The organism is Pseudofrankia sp. EUN1h (assembly GCF_001854645.1).
GTDB classification, from domain to species: domain Bacteria; phylum Actinomycetota; class Actinomycetes; order Frankiales; family Frankiaceae; genus Pseudofrankia; species Pseudofrankia saprophytica.
The window spans coordinates 270,787-287,861 of sequence record NZ_MBLN01000045.1 but is presented as its reverse complement, the minus strand read 5'-3'; the positions used below and the strand labels follow the sequence as shown (position 1 = coordinate 287,861).

Below are 17,075 nucleotides of genomic sequence, written 5' to 3'. Positions count from 1 at the left end.
ACTGTCGCCTCCGTCGGGCTGGGGCTGGGGCTGGGCGGAAGTGGTTCTGAGCCGGTCGGCGTGGCGGGGCGAATCGGTGTGACGGGGCGCATCGGCGTGGCTGGGCGAGTCAGCGTGGCTGGGCTCAGCGTGGCTGGACGAATCCGGTCTCGACGAGCCGGGCGAGCGCGCGTTCGACGGCGGGGCGCTTGGCGGCCGGCACGGCGGCCAGCGCGTCGCCAGCCGACGGCGCGTCGGCGAGCGCGCGGACGACGGCGACCAGGTCGACGTCCTTGAGCAGCGACAGCCGGCGGGTGTCGTACGAGTAGGCCAGCGCGCCGAAACGCTCCGGGCRCAGGGCGACCTTCGGGTGCAGCCGGTATGGCCGCGCCGGGTCGAAGGACGCCCCCGACGGCCGGGCGAGGGCGTGCGCCGGGGTCGGGGCGGAGGTGGGCGCGCCGTCCGGCGCGCCCACGGGTGTCGTGCCGGTCATCCGCGGGGGGTCTGGCCAAAGGGCGTGCGAAAATGCTCTTCCTTCGCACGCTCGGCGGCCGTTGTCCCAGGAGTCATCAGTAGACGCCGCACATGCCGTCGATGGAGACGTCCTCGACGAGGAGGTCCTCCACGATCGGCTCGACCGTGGCGCTGGTCTCCGTGCCGGCAAGCGCGATGTCCGTCGTCGGGGCCGACGAGTCCATACCGTTTCCTCCTGTGAGTCGAGTGCTGCCGCTGCCAGCTGACTTTCATGTGCAGTGTGACCCGGAAACCTCCGTTCTGTCGCGCGGAAAGGTGTTGTTAGGTGGTTCACCACTGTGTCTGCTGACGTTGTCCGCCGCTGGTGGCGGTGTTTGGGAAGCGCTGCTGGCCGGCCAGCCGGTGGGGGAGGCCGGGCCGGGCGCGGGCGCGCTCGCCCGCCGGCTCGTCGAGGCCGGCCTGGCGCATCCGGCCCCGCCGCCGCCGTCGCCGGGGTGCGCCGCCGGCGTGACGGCCGTCCTGCCGGTCCGTAACCACGCCCAGGGGCTTGGACGGCTGATCGCGGCACTCGCCGGCCGCTGCGCCGAGGTGATCGTCGTCGACGACGGCTCGACCGACGGCACCGCCGCGGCCGCGGCCGCCGCCGGCGCGCGGGTGCTGCGCCACGAACGCCCGCTCGGTCCGGCGGCCGCCAGGCTGGCGGGCGCGGCGGCCGCGATGACTCCGCTGGTCCTGTTCTGCGACGCGGACGTGCTCCCGCAGGACGTGCTTTCGCCGGATGTGCTCCCGCCGGACTCCGACTGGTTCGGCGTGCTGCTCGGACACCTCGCGGACCCCGCCGTGGGGGCGGTCGCGCCGCGGGTCGCGTCGCCGGTGCCGCCGGGTGCCCGGGCCGGGCTGCTGGCGCGCTACGAGAGCGCCCGCTCGCCGCTGGACCTCGGGCCGCGTCCGGCCGGCGTCCGGCCCGGCTCGCGGGTCTCGTACGTGCCGTCGGCGGTGTTGCTGATCCGCCGCGAGCTGGTCGGTTTCGACCCGGCGATGCGCTACGGCGAGGACGTCGACCTCGTCTGGCGGATCGTCGGCGCCGGCTGGTCGGTCCGCTACGAGCCGGCGGCCGTCGTGCACCACCGGCCGCGCGCCACCTGGGCCGGCTGGGCGCGCCAGCGGTTCGGCTACGGCTCGTCGGCCGGTCCGCTGGCCGCCCGCCACCCCGGCCCGCTGCGGCCCGCCGGCCAGGCCGCCGCCGTGGCCGCCGCCGCCCTGGCGATCGCCGCGGCACCGGCGTCGCCGGTGGCGCCGGCGTCGTCGCGGGGCAGCCGCGGCCGCCGGGCAAACGCGATGGCCACGGCGGTGTCAGCCCTCCCGTTCACCGGCGCGCCGCGACCGCGATGGCGCGTCGTCCGTCGCCGCGAGGTGGCCTGCGTGGTCGCGGCGGTCACGGCGATCCGGAGCGTGGTCACGGCGGTTCGGCTCGCGCGGCGCCTGGCCGCGGCGCCGCGGCCCACCCGGCTCGCCTGGGTGATGGTGATCGCCGGGCGCCGGTACGCGCTGGAGGCCGCGGCCGACAACGTCCGGCGCGGCTGGTGGCCGGTGCTGGCCACGGGCCGGCCGGGTCGCCGCGTGCTCGCCCTGTCCGTCGCCGTCCCGGCCGCGAGGGACTGGTGGGTCACCCGGCCCGATGTCGGATTCCTGCCGTATGTGCTGCTCCGGTTCGCCGACGACGCCGCCTACAGCCTGGGCGTCTGGTGGGGCTGCGCGCGGGCTCGGACCGCGTGTCCGCTGCTGCCGGCCAGCCGTCCCCGGGCGGGTGGCCGACGGCGTGGGCGGCCGGGCGACCGCGGCTAACCTGTTGAGTTGTGAACTACCTCGACCACGCGGCGACGACGCCGATGCGACCGGAGGCGCTCGCCGCGTTCACCGCGGCGCACGCCGTCGCGGGCAACCCGTCGTCCCTGCACGCGGGCGGGCGGCGGGCGCGCCGGGTCGTCGAGGAGTCGCGTGAGTCGCTGGCCGCCCAGCTCGGCTGCCGGCCGTCCGAGCTGATCTTCACCGGTGGCGGGACGGAGAGCGACAACCTCGCCCTGAAGGGCCTGTACTGGGCCCGCCGGGCAGCCGACCCGCGCCGGCGCCGGGTGCTGGTCAGCGCGGTCGAGCACCACGCCGTGCTCGACCCGGCGCACTGGCTCGGGCAGGCGCAGGGCGCGGTCGTCGAGCCGCTGCCGGTGGACGAGACCGGGCTGGTCAGGCCCGAGACGCTCCTGGCGGCGCTCACCGCCGGGCCCGACGGCCCGGACGACGTCGCCCTCGTGTCGGTGATGTGGGCGAACAACGAGGTCGGGACGGTGCAGCCGATCGCGGAGCTCGCCGCGGCCTGCCAGGCCCGCGGCATTCCCTTCCACACCGACGCCGTGCAGGCCTTCGGACAGGTACCGGTCTCGTTCGCAGATTCCGGCGTCGACGCGATGACGGTGACCGCCCACAAGATCGGGGGTCCGGTCGGGGTCGGCGCCCTGGTGCTGCGCCGGGGCCTCACCGTCACCGCGCTCACCCATGGGGGCGGGCAGGAGCGCGACGTGCGCTCCGGCACCCTCGACACCGCCGGCGCCGCTGCCTTCGCCGCGGCGGCCGTCGCGGCCGTCCGTGACCTGCCGGCCGAGGCGCCGCGCCTCGCCGCGCTGCGCGACGAGCTCATCCGCCAGGTGCTGGCCAAGGTCCCCACGGCGGTGCTCAACGGCGCGCCGCCGGGCCCGGGCCGCCTGCCCGGCAACGCCCATCTGAGCTTCCCCGGCTGCGAGGGCGACTCGCTGCTCATGCTGCTCGACGCCCGCGGCATCGAGTGCTCGACCGGCTCCGCCTGCACCTCCGGGGTGGCCCGCCCTTCGCACGTGCTGCTGGCGATGGGCGCGGGTGATGACAACGCGCGCGGGTCGCTGCGTTTCTCGTTGGGGCACACGTCGACAGAGGCCGACGTCGCCGCGGTCGCCGACGCGATGGCCCCGGTCTACGAACGCGCCAGCCGAGCCGGCGAGCTGGCGGGCCTGGGCGGTTCCTGACGGTCCGGCGGCGGTGAGGGCGACGTTCGCGGGTTCGCAAACCGGTTGCCTGCTCAGGCATGCTGGAAGGCGACGCGATCGACGGACGCGGCCGGACGCGGATCGGCACGGCCGATTCAGGGAGACACCGGGGAGGTGGCGTGATGCGGGTGCTCGCCGCGATGTCGGGCGGGGTCGACTCGGCGGTCGCCGCCGCCCGCGCCGTCGACGCCGGCCATGACGTCACCGGGGTCCACCTGGCGCTGTCGCGCTCCCCGGACGCGCAGCGCACCGGCGCCCGCGGCTGCTGCACGGTCGAGGACGCCCACGACGCGCGCCGCGCCGCCGACGTGCTCGGCATCCCGTTCTACGTGTGGGACCTCGCCGACCGGTTCGAGACCGACGTCATCGAGGACTTCGTCGCGGCCTACGCCGCGGGTGCCACCCCGAACCCGTGCGTGCGGTGCAACGAGCGGATCAAGTTCTCCGCCGTCCTGCGCCGCGCGCTCGCGCTCGGCTTCGACGCCGTCGTGACCGGTCACCACGCCCAGCTGTCCGCCGACGGCGTGCTGCGCCGCTCGGTCGACCCGGCCAAGGACCAGTCCTACGTGCTCGGCACGCTGCGCCCCGAGCAGCTGCGCCGGGCGATGTTCCCGCTGGGGGACACCACCAAGGAGCTGGTGCGGGCCGAGGCCGCCGCCCGCGGGCTCGGCGTCGCGGACAAGCCGGACAGCCATGACATCTGCTTCGTCCCGTCCGGCGACACCGGCGCCTGGCTGCGGGACCGGCTCGGCTCCCAGCCCGGCCCGATCGTGGACGCCGCGACCGGCGAGACGCTCGGTGAGCATGACGGCGCGTTCGCGTTCACCGTCGGCCAGCGCCGCGGCCTGCGCCTCGGCCGCCCGGCGCCCGACGGCCGCCCCCGCTACGTGCTCGGCATCTCCCCGGTGACCCGGGCGGTGACCGTCGGCCCGGCCGAGGCTCTCGACGTCTGGCGGCTCGCCGCCGACGCCGCCGTCTGGCCGCATGAGGACGGCGTCGAGGTCGACTGCGCCGCCCAGGTGCGCGCGCACGGTGACGCCGTGCCAGCCACCGTCACCGCCCGCGACGGCGAGCTGGCCGTCCACCTGCGCGAGCCGGTCCGCGGCACCGCCGCCGGCCAGGCCGTAGTCCTCTACGACGGCGACCGAGTCCTAGGCGGCGGCCACATCCTGCGCACTGCATAACTGGTTCGCTCCGTGCGGGCACGGCGCTCCGGCCCCGTACTCGCTTCGCTCCCACGGGACCTCCGCGCCGTGTCCTCCTCCGCTCACGTGCGCTCCGGCGACCTCCGCTGCGGCCCAACCACCTTCGCTTCGCTCGGTGGCCGGGCCTCCGCGGAGGCGCGCCTCCGCGCCAGCTCGGTTGCGACCCGCTTGAACGTTGCGAAACCACAGCAAGTCCCGATGGAGCCACGTCGCTTCGCTCGTGGGGTGGCCTCAGTGCCAGCTTGGTTTGCTACCCGTTTAAACGACACGAGTCCAAGACCGGGTCGATCCGGAGCTAGATCCTGTGTGAGCCACCGATCAGGCACGAAGGCCACCCCACGAGCGCAGCGAAGTGGCCCACCAGACCAGGCCTGACCTGCTCTCTCACGCGGTCAAGCGAAAGGTGACCGTGCGGCGCGGAGGCGCGCCTCCGCGGAGGCATCCCTACGAGCGAAGCGACGTAGGGGTGCCGCAGCGGAGGTCGCCGGAGCGCACGTTCGCGGAGGAGGACACCGCGCGGAGGTCCCTTGGGAGCGAAGCGAGTGAGGGGCCGGAGCGCGGTGCCCGCACGGAGCGAACCAGAGACGGAGCGCCGTGCCCGCACGGAGCGAACCGTAGACATAGCGTGGATCTCATGACGACTGATGGCGGGACGGCCGAGACGGCGCTGTGGCCCGCGGGGGCGGCGACGGGGGTCGGGTCGCTGCCGGGAATCGATCCGCTGGCGGCCGCGAAACTGGTGTTCGACGAGCTGCCGGACCTGCCGCATCTGGTCGAGCTGCCGGGTCGTGGTCCCGGCGGGGACATGCTGGGCCGGGCGGCCGTGATCGCGCTGGACCTGCCGGTGGACCTTCAGCCGTCCGGCTGGCGGCTGGTGCCCCGGATAGGCATGGACCACCGCCGGGCGCGCGGCCTGGTCGAGCACGACCTGGACGCGCTCGAGGAGGCGGCGCAGGGGTACGCCGGCCCGCTCAAGATCGCCGTCGCCGGGCCGTGGACGCTCGCGGCCGGCGTCGAGCTGACCCGCGGGCACAAGGCGCTGTCGGACCCGGGCGCGACCCGCGACCTGGCCGAGTCGCTCGCCGCCGGGCTCGCGGAGATGCTCACCACCATCGCCCGGCGGGTGCCGGGCGCCCGGCTGCTCGTGCAGCTCGACGAGCCGACGCTACCGGCCGTGATCGCCGGCAGGGTCCGCACGCCGAGCGGGTTCTCCGTGGTGCGCGCCGTCGAGGAGGGCCCCGCCGCCGAACGGATCGCCCTGGTGCTGGCGGCCGCGCGCGGGGTGGACGGGGTGGTCGGGGCCGGCGTGCACTGCTGCGCGCCGGACGTGCCGCTGAAGCTGCTGCGCAGCGCGGGCGCCCAGTTCGTCAGCCTGGACGCCACGCTGCTCCCCCAGAAGGCGGACGAGGTCATCGGCGAGGCGGTGGAGGCCGGGATGCGCCTCCTGATGGGGGTCGTCCCGTCGACCGACCAGCCGGGCGCGTCGCCACCGCCATCCCCGTCGGCCGGGGTCGCCGCGGACGCGACGGCCGGCAGCGAACTGCGCCGGCGGGCGGTGGTCGCGGCCGCCGCGGGGGCCAGGGCGTCCGCGCCTAACACGGCGCGCGGCGCCGCCGGGCGGCTCGGGCTGCTTGGCGGCGGGGAGGACACCGAGGTCGATGGCGGCGACGGCTGGGAGGGAGACGGCGGCGGGGCGGACCGGGGCGGACCGGAACTGTCGGACCCGGGTCGTACGGTTGACCCGGTCCGGGCGCTGTGGCGCCGGCTCGGATTCCGTCCCGAACTGCTCGCGGAGGTGGTCGCCGTGACTCCCACCTGTGGACTCGCCGGCGCGAGTGAGCGATATGCCCGCCTGGCAATGCGGCACTGCCGGGCCGCGGCCCGGGTGCTGGTGGAGTCGCCGGAATGAGCGCGGCCGAGGCGGCGGCGCCGACCGGCGCCGAGGAGGACGAGGTCGCCGCCGGCGGGGTCCGGGGGGGCGCGGCCGAGATCCCGGCCGAGGCCAGGGCGCGGGCCGCGGAGCTGACCCGGCTGCTCGACGAGTACGCCTACCAGTACTACGTGCTCGCCCAGCCGACCGTTCCGGACGCGCAGTACGACACGCTCTACCGCGAGCTCGTCGCCCTCGAGGAGCGCCACCCCGCGCTGCGCACGCCGGACTCGCCGACCCAGAAGGTCACCGAGACCCCGTCGGACCTGTTCGAGCCGGTGACGCACCTGGAGCGGCTGTTGTCGCTCGACAACGCGTTCGACGAGGACGAGTTCCAGGCCTGGGCGACGAGGGCCACCCGGGAGGCGCCGGTCGACGCCTGGCTGTGCGAGTTGAAGATCGACGGGCTGGCCGTCGACCTCGTCTACGAGGACGGCGTGCTGGTGCGCGCCGCGACCCGCGGCGACGGGCGGGTGGGGGAGGACATCACCGCCAACATCCGCACGCTCGCGAGCGTGCCGGCCCGGCTGCGCGGGTCGAAGGTGCCGGCGCTGCTCGAGGTCCGCGGCGAGGTGTTCTTTCCCGTCGCGGCCTTCGAGGCGCTGAACGCGTCGCGCGCCGCCGCGGGCAAGGAGCTGTACGCCAATCCGCGCAACACCGCCGCCGGCTCGCTGCGGCAGAAGGACCCGCAGGTCACGGCGACGCGCGGGCTGGCGATGTACGTGCACGGCATCGGCGCCCACCGCGGCTTCGACGTGCCCTCGCAGTCGGCGGCCTACGAGGCGTTCGCCCAGCTGGGGCTGCCCGTCTCGCCGCGCTACCGCGTCCTCGGCTCGATCGACGAGGTGCTCGGGTACATCCGCGAGTGGGGCGAGCACCGCCACGACGTCGAGCACGAGATCGACGGCGTCGTCGTCAAGGTCGACGACTTCACGCTCCAGGGCCGGCTCGGGGCCACGTCGAAGGCGCCGCGCTGGGCGATCGCCTACAAGTACCCGCCGGAGGAGGTGACGACCCGGCTGAAGTCGATCGAGGTCAACGTCGGTCGCACCGGCCGGGTCACCCCGTTCGCCGTCCTGGAGCCCGTCGTGGTCGCCGGCTCCACCGTCGGCCTTGCCACCCTGCACAACGCCGACCAGGTGAAGGCCAAAGGCGTCCTCATCGGCGACATGATCATTCTTCGCAAGGCGGGTGACGTCATCCCCGAGGTCCTCGGCCCGGTCGTCGACCTGCGGGACGGCACCGAGCGCGAGTTCGTCTTCCCGACGCACTGCCCCGAGTGCGGCACCGAGCTGGTCCGCCCCGAGGGCGAGGCCGACACCCGCTGCCCGAACACGGTCGCCTGCCCCGCCCAGCGCCGGGAGGCGATCATCCACCTCGCCTCCCGCGGCGCCCTCGACATCGACGGCCTCGGCGGGGAGAGCGCGATCGACCTGATCGAGGCCGGGCGGATCAAGGACATCGCCGACGTGTTCCACCTGACCGAGGCGTCGTTCGCCGGCCTGCCGCTGTTCGAGCGGCTGGAGACGGTCCGCGGCCCGGACGGGAAGCCGGTGAAGGGCCCGGACGGCAAGACGGCGCTGCGCCAGCCCGTGCCCGGCAAGAAGGTCGAGCAGATCCTCAAGGGGATCGAGGCGGCCCGGCACCGCCCGCTGTGGCGGCTGCTGGTCGGCCTGTCGATCCGGCACGTCGGCCCGGCCGCCGCCCAGGCGCTCGCCAGGGAGCTGCGCTCGGTCGACGCGATCCGGGCGGCCTCGCTCGAGGAGCTGGCCGTCGTCGACGGCGTGGGCCCGACTATCGCCGCCGCCGCCGTCGACTGGTTCGCCGACCCGGGGCATGTCGACCTGCTGGAGCGGCTGCGCGCCGGGGGCGTCACCGTCGCGGACGACGGCGCCGACGATGGGCCGCGCCCGCTCGCCGGCGTCACGGTCGTCATCACCGGCAGTCTGGAGGGCTGGACCCGTGACTCCGCGACCGAGGCGGTCCAGAACCTCGGCGGCAAGGTGAGCGGTTCGGTCAGCAAGAAGACCAGCTTCGTCATCGCCGGCGAGAACGCGGGCACCAAGTACGACAAGGCCCTCTCGCTGAAGGTCCCCATCCTCGACGGCCCCGGCTTCGCCGCCCTCCTCGAGAGCGGCCCCGAAGCCGCCCAGGCCCTCGCCACCATCGGCGAGGCCCCAGCCGGCGCCGAAGCCCTCGACGCCGAGAAGGCTCTTGAGGTCGCGGAGACCCCCGTGGCCGCGGAGTAGCTGCCTCTCGCAAGGTCGGCCTCGTTCCGTCGTGATCATGATCGTGTTTTGGGCCCTTGGGTGGTCGTAACTGCCGGCGTTCCACGACCGCCAGAGGGCGCAACCGGCGATCACGCCAACGGGCGGAGATGCGCCGATCTTCGGTCGCTCGCACTGGTACTGTCTGAGTAGACAGTGTCTGATCGGGTAGGGGCGGGTGTGTCGCGGCATGGGGTGCGGGGCGTGCCGCTGAGAGGTCTCGTCGGAGACGGTGAGGTTTGCCGCGCGGCGATAGCCCGCGCTCGACCGTGGTACGGCGTAGTACGTGCGGGCTACCCTTGGGAGATGGCGCCTCTCGATGAGCGAACCAAAGTCATCAGTGTTCGCCAGTTCGTGGCCGATTCCGGGGCCGTCACCCGTGGGCTGCGACAGGGAAGCGCCTACACGCTGACGCTGAACGGCGAACCGCTGGCGGAGATCATTCCGGTTCGCCGCCGACGCGCGGTTCCCAAGGAGGAGGTCCTCGCGATCTTCGCGACAGCCCCGGTCGTCGACCCGGTCGAGCTACGCGCCGACCTGGAGGAGGCTCTTGATCAGAGCGGGCGCGATCCGTTCGAGGGGACCGGGCTGTGACGGTCCACGAGGCCGCGGTCGTGGACACGAACGTCATCGCCGCGCTCTCGCGCTATGACGCCGCGGAGCTTCCCGACAGGATCCTGATTACGGCGATAACGCTCGGAGAACTTTCGTTCGGCCCGCACGCGACAGAAGATCCGATGAGGCGGGCTGGACGGGTTGGACTGTTGCAGCACGTGGAAGCCACCTTCGACCCGCTTCCGTACGACCAGAGCGCGGCCAGGATCTACGGCCAGCTCTGTGCCGCGGTCCGTGCGGCAGGGCGCGAGCCACGCAAACGTGCCGTCGATCTGATGATTGCCGCAACCGCCGTGAGCAATCAGCTCCCCCTCTATACAGCCAACCCGGACGACTTCAAGGGGACCGAGGGGATCGTGGACGTGGTCGGTGTCGGTCCGAAACCGAACAGCCTCTAACTGGTAGCCAGGTATGAGCCGGGCGCCATGCGGGCGGGCGGCTCAGCGGGCGAGGATGCGCTCGGCGCGGACGAGCAGGTTGAGGTAGGCGGTCGGCAGGAGCCGGACGACGCGGTCCAGGGTGCGCGCGTCGGAACCGACCAGGATGCGTTTCCTGCCGCGCTCGACGCCGTGGATGATGATTTCCGCCGCCTTGTCTGGCGGCATCTTGAGCAGCTTCCGCTCGTAGACGAGCTGCCGGGCGCGGAAGAGGTCGAGCTCGTCGGCGGTGAACGACGCCGGCGCGGCCGCCGAACGCGCGATGTTGGTGGCGACACCGCCGGGGTGCACGACGGTGACCCGCACGGGGTGGCCGAGGCTCAGCATCTCGGCGCGGACCGACTCGGTGAAGCCGCGGACCGCGAACTTGGACGTGCAGTAGGCGCCGAGGAACTGCTGTGCCAGGAACCCGTTCAGACTGGAGACGTTGACGAGGTGACCGTCGCCTGACTCGATGAGGTGCGGAAGGAACTCCTTGGTGCAGGAGACGACCCCGGAGAGGTTGACGGCGAGCACCCTGTCGAACAGCTCGTAGTCGGTCTCGAGGAACCCGCCGCCGCTGGCGATTCCGGCGTTGTTGTACAGCTGGTGGACGACCCCGAAATGGGCGCGGACCTCCTTGGCGTACCCGATCACCGCCGCGCGGTCGGCCACGTCGACGGGGAGCGAGTGGATTTCGGCCCCGAGCGCCCGAACCGCCTCGACGGTTTCCGCGAGCCCGTCCGCGTTGACGTCGCAGACCGAGAGCCGACCACCCCGCCGCGCGATCGCGAGTGCCAGGGACCGGCCGATTCCAGAGCCGGCGCCGGTGACGACGGAGACCTTGCCGCGGAGCGGGGATGCGGTGGATGTGGTGGATGCGGGGGTCATGTGCCGGCTTCCTGGCGAAGGTCGGTGGCCGTGTCGTTCGCGGAGCTGCCGGTCGCGCCGCCCTCGGCGGCGCGCGTGAACCGGAGCTGCTCGTCGGCGATCGGTCCGCGACGGATCAGCTTCCTGTCGTCGTGGTAGTTGCTGGACATCACCCAGGGAGCACGCGGTCCCTGGCGCGGCAGGCTGCCGAGCGCGCGCTGCACGTAGCCAGCACCGAAGTCCAGCAGCGGGCGGGTGGCCATCTCGGGGTCCGCCACGGCGCAGGCGGTGTCGAAGCCGTGCTCGTCCATGTGGGAGAGCAGCCGGCAGAAGTACTCGCACAGCAGACTGATCTTCAGGGTCCACGACGAGTTCGTGTATCCGACGGCGAGCGCGAGATTCGGGACGCCGCTGAGCATCAGCCCCCGGTATACGACCGTCTCTCGGAACGAGATCGGCTTTCCGTCGACCTCCAGCTGGGCGCCGCCAAGGACCTGGATGTTGAGACCCGTCGCGGTCACGATGATGTCCGCGGGCAGTTCCTCGCCCGACCGCAGGAGAATGCCCGTCTCGGTGAACGACGCGATCTGGTCGGTCACCATCGAGGCCTTCCCGGCCGCGAGCGCGCGGTAGAGATCGCGGTTGGGCGCCACGCACACGCGCTGGTCCCAGGGGTTGTACGGCGGGTTGAAATGCGTGTCGAGATCGAAGCCAGGTGGCAGCGCCCTGCGGTTGAGGTACCGGATCACGCGCCGCGCGATGGCCGGGTATCTCTGGCAGAAAACCCAGATCAGGCGTTGACGGGCGATGTTCTTGCGCCGGGTGAGGGCGTGGCCGCGCCTTTCTCCGAAGACCTTGCGAAGACGGATCGCGGTCCGGTCCACGCGGGGCACGGGCAGGATGTACGTGGGCGTGCGCTGCAGGAGCGTCACGTGCGCGGCCGCGCCAGCGCCCGCGCCCTCGCTCCGGAGCAGTGCCGGCACCAGCGTGACCGCCGTGGCCCCGCTCCCGATCACGACGACGCGCCTGCCCGCGTAGTCGAGGTCGTCGGGCCAGGTCTGCGGGTGGACGATCTCGCCCGCGAATCGGTCCCGGCCCTCGAAGACCGGGGTGTAGCCCTCGTCGTACCGGTAGTACCCGGTGGCGGCGAAGATCCAGCGGGCACGGAACGACACGCGCTCGGCCGGCCCGTCCTGAGTCAGGCGGCGCTCGGCCTCCACCGTCCAGCGAGCCGTCGGCGAGGACCAGGTGGCCCGCACGACGCGGTGGTTGTACCGGATGCGCGGCCCGAGACCGTTCTCGTCCGCCGCCTCGCGCAGGTAGTCGAGGATGCGCGGCGCGTCGGCGATCGACTCCTTGTCCAGCCACGGCTTGAACTCGTAGCCGAAGGTGTGCAGGTCCGAGTCGGAGCGGATGCCGGGATAGCGGAAGAGGTCCCACGTTCCCCCCAGGGACGCGCGGGCCTCCAGGATCGCGAAGCTCTTGGCGGGGTGCTCGGTCCGCAGGTAGCGACCGGCGCCGATGCCCGACACGCCCGCTCCGATGATCAGGACGTCGAGGCTCTCCATCTCGGCTGGCTCGGCTGGGCTCTGCATGGTGGCTCCGCTCAGGACACGACTGCGACATTGGCCACCGTGCGTCGGCGGGAGCCTGGAAGGCCAGCGCGATCTGCCTCGGTTTTGGGCATTCTATGGTGCAGACTGCCCGCATGAAGCCGTCGTGGCCGGTGCCCTCCGATCGCGTGCGTGAGCTGATGCGCCGAGGCGCCGAGACGGTGCTGTCGCCGGCGCCGGAAGCGCTCGCCCAGCTCAACGCGGCGTCGCTCGGTGGCCTGGGGAGACGGACGGTCGCCGCCGATCCCGCCCTCGCGGAGGCCACCGCCCGGGCGAACGCGGCCAATCTGCGGCAGTGGGCGGCCTCGAACGTCCAGCGGCCCACCGAGCGGGTGCCGCCCTACCTCGGCCCGGAGGCGATGGAACTGGCCAGGGACCTGGTGCGGCGCGGGCTGGACCGCAGCGCGCTCGACTCGTACCGCACCTCCCAGAGCGCCGCCTGGCGCCTCTGGATGGACATCTGCTTCGAGCTCACCTCGGACCGCGAGGAGCTCCAGGCCCTGCTCGACATCTCGGCCCTCTCCATCTCCACGTTCGTCGACGACACCGTCGAGGCCGTCTCCGCGCAGGTCGAGGCCGAACGTGACGAGCTCACCCGTGGCAGCCACGCGGAGCGGATGGCGACCGTGACCCTCCTTCTCGAAGGCGCTCCGCTCGCCAGGCGACACGCCGAGACCCAGCTTGGCTACGGCCTCGCCGGGCCGCAGACCGCCGCCATCGTCTGGGCCACCGCGCCGGGCGACGGCCAGGCGCTGGGCTCCGGCGTGAGCGCGGACCTCGAGGCCGCGGCCGAGGCCCTCATGCGTGCCGGCGGCGCGACCCGACGGCTGACGGTCGTCGCGAGCGTCGCCGCCCTGTGGGTCTGGCTCCCCGTCGACGAGATACCTCCGAGCGCGCAGCTCGAGTCCCGGCTGCGGACCCTGAGCGGCGTCAGGATCGCGATCGGCCGTGGCGGCCGGGATCTCGACGGATTCCGCCGCAGCCACCTGGACGCGGCGACCACCCAGCGGATGCTGGCCAGGATCACCGCGCGCCAGCCGGTCACCCGGTTCCAGGACGTCCAGCTCGTCGCGCTCATGACCGTCGATCCCGCGCTCGCCGACGAGTTCGTGGGTGATGCCCTCGGCCCGCTCGCGAGTGCCGACGCCGAGATCCGCGACACGGTCTCGACCTATGTGCGTGAGCAGTTCAACGCCTCCCGCGCCGCCGAGCGCCTCTACACCCACCGCAACACGGTTCTGCGCCGCCTCGCCCGGGCCGACCAGCTCCTGCCTCGTCCCCTGGCGGAGAACCTCCTGGACGTCGCGGCCGCGCTGGAGATCGTCAGGCTCCGGGCGACGGTGACGAAATGATCGCGCTACAGGGCGGGGCGGCGGGTCAGAGACGCGGTTATGCCGGCGAGGTGGGCCAGGCGGGCTATCTCGGAGGAGCGGAACTTCGGGCCGCCGGGACGGCCGACGAGGATGACCAGCTCGGGGCAGCCGACCGGGGCGGCGGCCAGCTCCATGCCACGCTCGGCCCAGCGGGCCGGCAGGCCGCCCTCGTCGGGGTCGATCTCGCGGGCCTCGGCGAGCGGCAGCCAGGGCACCGGCCGGGTCGCGCGCGGCGGGCTGGCGTAGTCGTCGACGCCGAGCGCGGGAGCGCCGACGGAGGACTCCCTGATCCGCACGTCGCCCGGAGCGACCTGCTCGAGCAGCATCGCCCAGTCGGCATGGAAGACGCCGGCGACCAGCTCGGCGAGCACGGCGGGGGCGTCCCGGGGGCGGTCGGTGAGCGCGTCCACGAGGTCCAGGTCGTCGCTGACCCCGCCACCGCTGGCGAGGTAGGGGCGCAGCGACTCCACCCGGACGCCCGGTACCGACTGGGCCGCCGTCAGCACGCCGTCCGCGAGGCCACCCGGCGGTAGCAGCACCAGCAGGTCGTCCACAGCGCCGTCCGTCGACCGCTCGACGACCGCGAGGCTGACGATGTCGATCCCGACCCGTCCCAGCGCTGTCGCGACAGCCCCCAGCGCGCCGGGTCGGTCGGGCAGAAGCAGGCGGAGGAGGTACGACATGACGCCGAGCATTCCCGACCGGCGTGACGGTCCGGTGACATCGGGGGGCTTTCCCTTGTGTTTCGCGCCGCGGGCCGCCGCAGGCCGTCCGGGGCGGTGCCGGTGCGTAGCGGACGGGCGGACCGGGGTGTCACGGTGGTCACCCCAACCGTGAGGACGGCGGCCGCCCGGCGGGCACCCCGCCAGCGGGCGGGCCACGGCGAAGGACACCCGCCGACCCGTACGATGACATCACACCGACACGCAGATACGCCGTGGCGTCGCCGGTCGTCGCGGATCGCGTCCGGCGCCGTCGCGCCCAGGACGCCCCGGCGCGGCCAGGCCCGGCTGGTCGCCCAGGCCCGCCTGGTCACGCCGTAGCGGCTGCCCGAGCGGCCCGTGGCCGCCGTGCGGACGGTCGCGGACGACCGTGACAGGGCCCTGGCGACCGCGGCCGGTGAAGAAAATCGGTGGGCACCGCGCCCGCCGTAGCTGACGATCGGTGGGCTCGCGCCCGCCGCCGATGAGGGGGCCTACCGCCATGGCCATCACCCGGGACGAGGTCGCGCACCTCGCCCGCCTGTCGCGGATGTCGCTGTCCGACGCCGAGCTCGACGCGCTCGCCCCTCAGCTCGACCAGATCCTGTCCGCCGTCGCCCGGGTTGCCGAGGTCGCGGCGGCGGACATCCCACCGACCAGCCACGCGGTGCCGCTGACCAACGTCTTCAGGGCCGACGTGACCCGGCCGTCGCTCCCGGCCGACGAGGCGCTGGCTGCCGCCCCGGCGAGCGAAGACGGCCGTTTCCGGGTGCCCCGCATCCTCGACCCGGACGAGTGAGCCCGCTTCACCGCTCCCGGCGTCGGTCGCCGGGCGGGAGCGGTCGCGAGGGGTCACGAGCCACCAGGCGGGCCCCGCGGCGGGCCGCGCATCCGATGCCGCCAGACTTCAGAGACAGCAGCCTCCGGGAGCGCGAAGGAAGATCGTTTTCGCACCCCCTCTGGCTCATAGACATGTGAGGGACCGACAGCAGCCATGACCGACGTACCTACCGACGTCGTCCGGCTCACCGCCGCCGAGACCGCGGCCGCGATCGCGGCCGGCGAGCTCTCCGCCGTCGAGGCCACCCAGGCGGCGCTCGACCGGGTCGCCAAGGTCGACGACGCCGTCCACGCCTTCCTGCACGTCGACGCCGAGGGCGCGCTCACCGCCGCGGCCGGCGTCGACACCCGCCGCGCCGCCGGCGAGCGGCTCGGCCCGCTCGCGGGCGTCCCGCTCGCGCTCAAGGACGTGCTCACCGCCAGAGGAATGCCGACGACCTGCGGCAGCAGGATCCTCGAGGGCTGGCACCCGCCGTACGACGCGACCGTGACGGCCCGGCTGCGCGCCGCCGACGTCGTGATCCTCGGCAAGGCGAACATGGACGAGTTCGCGATGGGCTCGTCCACCGAGAACTCCGCCTACGGGCCGAGCCGCAACCCCTGGGACCTCAGCCGCATCCCCGGCGGCAGCTCCGGCGGTTCGTCGGCCGCCGTCGCCGCGTTCGAGGCGCCGCTGGCGATCGGCACCGACACCGGTGGCTCCATCCGCCAGCCGGCCGCCGTCTGCGGCCTCGTCGGCGTGAAGCCGACCTACGGCGGGGTGAGCCGCTACGGCCTGGTGGCGTTCTCCAGCTCGCTCGACCAGGCCGGCCCGCTCGCCCGCACCGTCACCGACGCCGCGCTGCTGCACGCCGCGATCGCGGGGCACGACCCGATGGACTCCACCAGCGTCGACGGGCCGGTGCCCCAGATCGTCGAGGCCGCGGCCCGCCGCGAGGTGCTCGGCATGCGGATCGGCGTCGTGCGCGAGCTGTCCGGCGAGGGCTACGAGCCGGGGGTGCAGGCCCGCTTCGACGAGGCGGTCGCGCTGCTCGCCCAGCTCGGCGCCGAGATCATCGAGGTGAGCTGCCCGCACTTCGACTACGCGCTGGCGGCCTACTACCTGATCGCGCCCAGCGAGTGCTCGTCCAACCTGGCCCGGTTCGACGCGATGCGCTACGGCCTGCGGGTCGGCGACGACGGGGTGGCCGGCGCCGAGGAGGTCATGAGCCGCACCCGCGCGGCCGGCTTCGGCCCCGAGGTCAAGCGCCGCATCATCCTCGGTACCTACGCCCTGTCGAGCGGCTACTACGACGCCTACTACGGCCAGGCGCAGAAGGTGCGGACGCTGATCAGCCGCGACTTCGCCGCGGCGTTCGAGCAGGTCGACGTCCTGGTGTCGCCGACCACGCCCACGGTCGCGTTCCCGATCGGGGCCAAGGTCGACGACCCGATCGCGATGTACCTCAACGACCTGTGCACGATCCCGGYGAACCTCGCGGGCGTGCCGGCGATGAGCGTGYCGGCCGGCCTGTCCGAGGGCCTGCCGGTCKGTTTCCAGATCATGGCTCCGGCCTTCGCCGACGACCGCCTGTACCAGGTCGGCGGCGCGCTGGAAACCGCCCTCGACGCCCGCCGTGGCCACCGCTTCCTGGACGCCGCCCCCGCTCTCTAGCCGGCGCGGCGTCCAGCAGCCGGATCGCGATCGCGCCGTACCGCTGAAACGCCGTACCACACGG

General features: G+C 73.6%; 15 protein-coding genes. 10 read left to right on the top strand and 5 right to left on the bottom strand.

Annotated features, from left to right (window positions below; genetic code table 11):
- Window positions 1-124: 124 nt before the first annotated feature.
- The gene (gene mftB / locus BCD49_RS12270; protein ID WP_198939434.1) at window positions 125-472 is read right to left on the bottom strand and encodes a mycofactocin biosynthesis chaperone MftB; all 348 of its coding nucleotides are present in this window, start codon (window positions 470-472) and stop codon (window positions 125-127) included.
- Window positions 473-548: 76 nt separating this feature from the next.
- Window positions 549-677 (bottom strand): mycofactocin precursor MftA, encoded by a 129-nt coding sequence (gene mftA, locus BCD49_RS12265; protein ID WP_007520315.1) that lies wholly within the window; start codon window positions 675-677, stop codon window positions 549-551.
- On the opposite strand from mftA, the gene mftF reads away from it, so the two are divergent.
- From mftF to BCD49_RS12230, 7 genes are all read left to right on the top strand, one after another.
- Window positions 649-2,298 carry a mycofactocin biosynthesis glycosyltransferase MftF gene (mftF, locus tag BCD49_RS12260; RefSeq protein WP_274535044.1) on the top strand — a complete coding sequence of 550 codons (1,650 nt, stop codon included), beginning with the start codon at window positions 649-651 and terminating at the stop codon, window positions 2,296-2,298. The genes mftA and mftF overlap by 29 nt on opposite strands.
- Before the next feature lie 11 nt (window positions 2,299-2,309).
- The gene (locus BCD49_RS12255; RefSeq protein ID WP_007516316.1) at window positions 2,310-3,506 is read left to right on the top strand and encodes a cysteine desulfurase family protein; all 1,197 of its coding nucleotides are present in this window, start codon (window positions 2,310-2,312) and stop codon (window positions 3,504-3,506) included.
- Between the two features lie 143 nt (window positions 3,507-3,649).
- Complete coding sequence (gene mnmA / locus BCD49_RS12250; protein WP_007516317.1) at window positions 3,650-4,711, top strand: tRNA 2-thiouridine(34) synthase MnmA; 1,062 nt, start codon at window positions 3,650-3,652, stop codon at window positions 4,709-4,711.
- Between the two features lie 655 nt (window positions 4,712-5,366).
- Window positions 5,367-6,641, top strand: coding sequence for a hypothetical protein (locus BCD49_RS12245; protein WP_007516319.1), 1,275 nt, complete (start codon window positions 5,367-5,369; stop codon window positions 6,639-6,641).
- Window positions 6,638-8,911: an NAD-dependent DNA ligase LigA gene (ligA, locus tag BCD49_RS12240; protein WP_007516320.1), complete on the top strand. Its 2,274-nt coding sequence runs from the start codon at window positions 6,638-6,640 to the stop codon at window positions 8,909-8,911. Before BCD49_RS12245 ends, ligA begins: the two co-directional genes overlap by 4 nt.
- Window positions 8,912-9,283: 372 nt before the next feature.
- On the top strand, window positions 9,284-9,523 hold the full coding sequence (locus tag BCD49_RS12235) for a hypothetical protein (protein ID WP_051467398.1): 240 nt from the start codon (window positions 9,284-9,286) through the stop codon (window positions 9,521-9,523).
- A complete protein-coding gene (locus tag BCD49_RS12230) occupies window positions 9,520-9,942 on the top strand; it encodes a type II toxin-antitoxin system VapC family toxin (RefSeq protein WP_007516322.1) in 423 nt (140 codons plus the stop codon). Before BCD49_RS12235 ends, BCD49_RS12230 begins: the two co-directional genes overlap by 4 nt.
- Before the next feature lie 42 nt (window positions 9,943-9,984).
- Here BCD49_RS12230 and BCD49_RS12225 read toward each other — a convergent pair whose 3' ends face one another.
- On the bottom strand, window positions 9,985-10,851 hold the full coding sequence (locus BCD49_RS12225) for an SDR family NAD(P)-dependent oxidoreductase (RefSeq protein ID WP_007516323.1): 867 nt from the start codon (window positions 10,849-10,851) through the stop codon (window positions 9,985-9,987).
- Window positions 10,848-12,425, bottom strand: coding sequence for a flavin-containing monooxygenase (locus BCD49_RS12220; protein ID WP_007516324.1), 1,578 nt, complete (start codon window positions 12,423-12,425; stop codon window positions 10,848-10,850). The genes BCD49_RS12225 and BCD49_RS12220 overlap by 4 nt, the downstream gene beginning before the upstream one ends.
- A gap of 95 nt (window positions 12,426-12,520) precedes the next feature.
- Here BCD49_RS12220 and BCD49_RS12215 point away from each other — a divergent pair, with 95 nt between their 5' ends.
- Window positions 12,521-13,795 (top strand): PucR family transcriptional regulator, encoded by a 1,275-nt coding sequence (locus BCD49_RS12215; protein ID WP_007516325.1) that lies wholly within the window; start codon window positions 12,521-12,523, stop codon window positions 13,793-13,795.
- 5 nt (window positions 13,796-13,800) lie between these two features.
- On the opposite strand, the gene BCD49_RS12210 is transcribed toward BCD49_RS12215, so the two are convergent.
- Window positions 13,801-14,499: an ACT domain-containing protein gene (locus BCD49_RS12210; RefSeq protein ID WP_007516326.1), complete on the bottom strand. Its 699-nt coding sequence runs from the start codon at window positions 14,497-14,499 to the stop codon at window positions 13,801-13,803.
- A gap of 520 nt (window positions 14,500-15,019) precedes the next feature.
- On the opposite strand from BCD49_RS12210, the gene gatC reads away from it, so the two are divergent.
- Complete coding sequence (gatC, locus tag BCD49_RS12205) at window positions 15,020-15,316, top strand: Asp-tRNA(Asn)/Glu-tRNA(Gln) amidotransferase subunit GatC (protein ID WP_007516327.1); 297 nt, start codon at window positions 15,020-15,022, stop codon at window positions 15,314-15,316.
- Between the two features lie 195 nt (window positions 15,317-15,511).
- Window positions 15,512-17,011 carry an Asp-tRNA(Asn)/Glu-tRNA(Gln) amidotransferase subunit GatA gene (gene gatA, locus BCD49_RS12200; protein ID WP_071041489.1) on the top strand — a complete coding sequence of 500 codons (1,500 nt, stop codon included), beginning with the start codon at window positions 15,512-15,514 and terminating at the stop codon, window positions 17,009-17,011.
- Window positions 17,012-17,075 lie beyond the last annotated feature (64 nt).

Bases quoted from the DNA above. Each gene is read 5' to 3' on its own strand.
- mnmA (WP_007516317.1), top strand. From the start codon at position 3,650: ATGCGGGTGCTCGCCGCGATGTCGGGCGGGGTCGACTCGGCGGTCGCC.
- BCD49_RS12210 (WP_007516326.1), bottom strand. From the start codon at position 14,499: ATGTCGTACCTCCTCCGCCTGCTTCTGCCCGACCGACCCGGCGCGCTG.
- ligA (WP_007516320.1), top strand. From the start codon at position 6,638: ATGAGCGCGGCCGAGGCGGCGGCGCCGACCGGCGCCGAGGAGGACGAG.
- BCD49_RS12220 (WP_007516324.1), bottom strand. From the start codon at position 12,425: ATGCAGAGCCCAGCCGAGCCAGCCGAGATGGAGAGCCTCGACGTCCTG.
- BCD49_RS12245 (WP_007516319.1), top strand. From the start codon at position 5,367: ATGACGACTGATGGCGGGACGGCCGAGACGGCGCTGTGGCCCGCGGGG.
- mftF (WP_274535044.1), top strand. From the start codon at position 649: ATGTCCGTCGTCGGGGCCGACGAGTCCATACCGTTTCCTCCTGTGAGT.
- mftA (WP_007520315.1), bottom strand. From the start codon at position 677: ATGGACTCGTCGGCCCCGACGACGGACATCGCGCTTGCCGGCACGGAG.
- BCD49_RS12225 (WP_007516323.1), bottom strand. From the start codon at position 10,851: ATGACCCCCGCATCCACCACATCCACCGCATCCCCGCTCCGCGGCAAG.
- gatC (WP_007516327.1), top strand. From the start codon at position 15,020: ATGGCCATCACCCGGGACGAGGTCGCGCACCTCGCCCGCCTGTCGCGG.
- BCD49_RS12215 (WP_007516325.1), top strand. From the start codon at position 12,521: ATGGTGCAGACTGCCCGCATGAAGCCGTCGTGGCCGGTGCCCTCCGAT.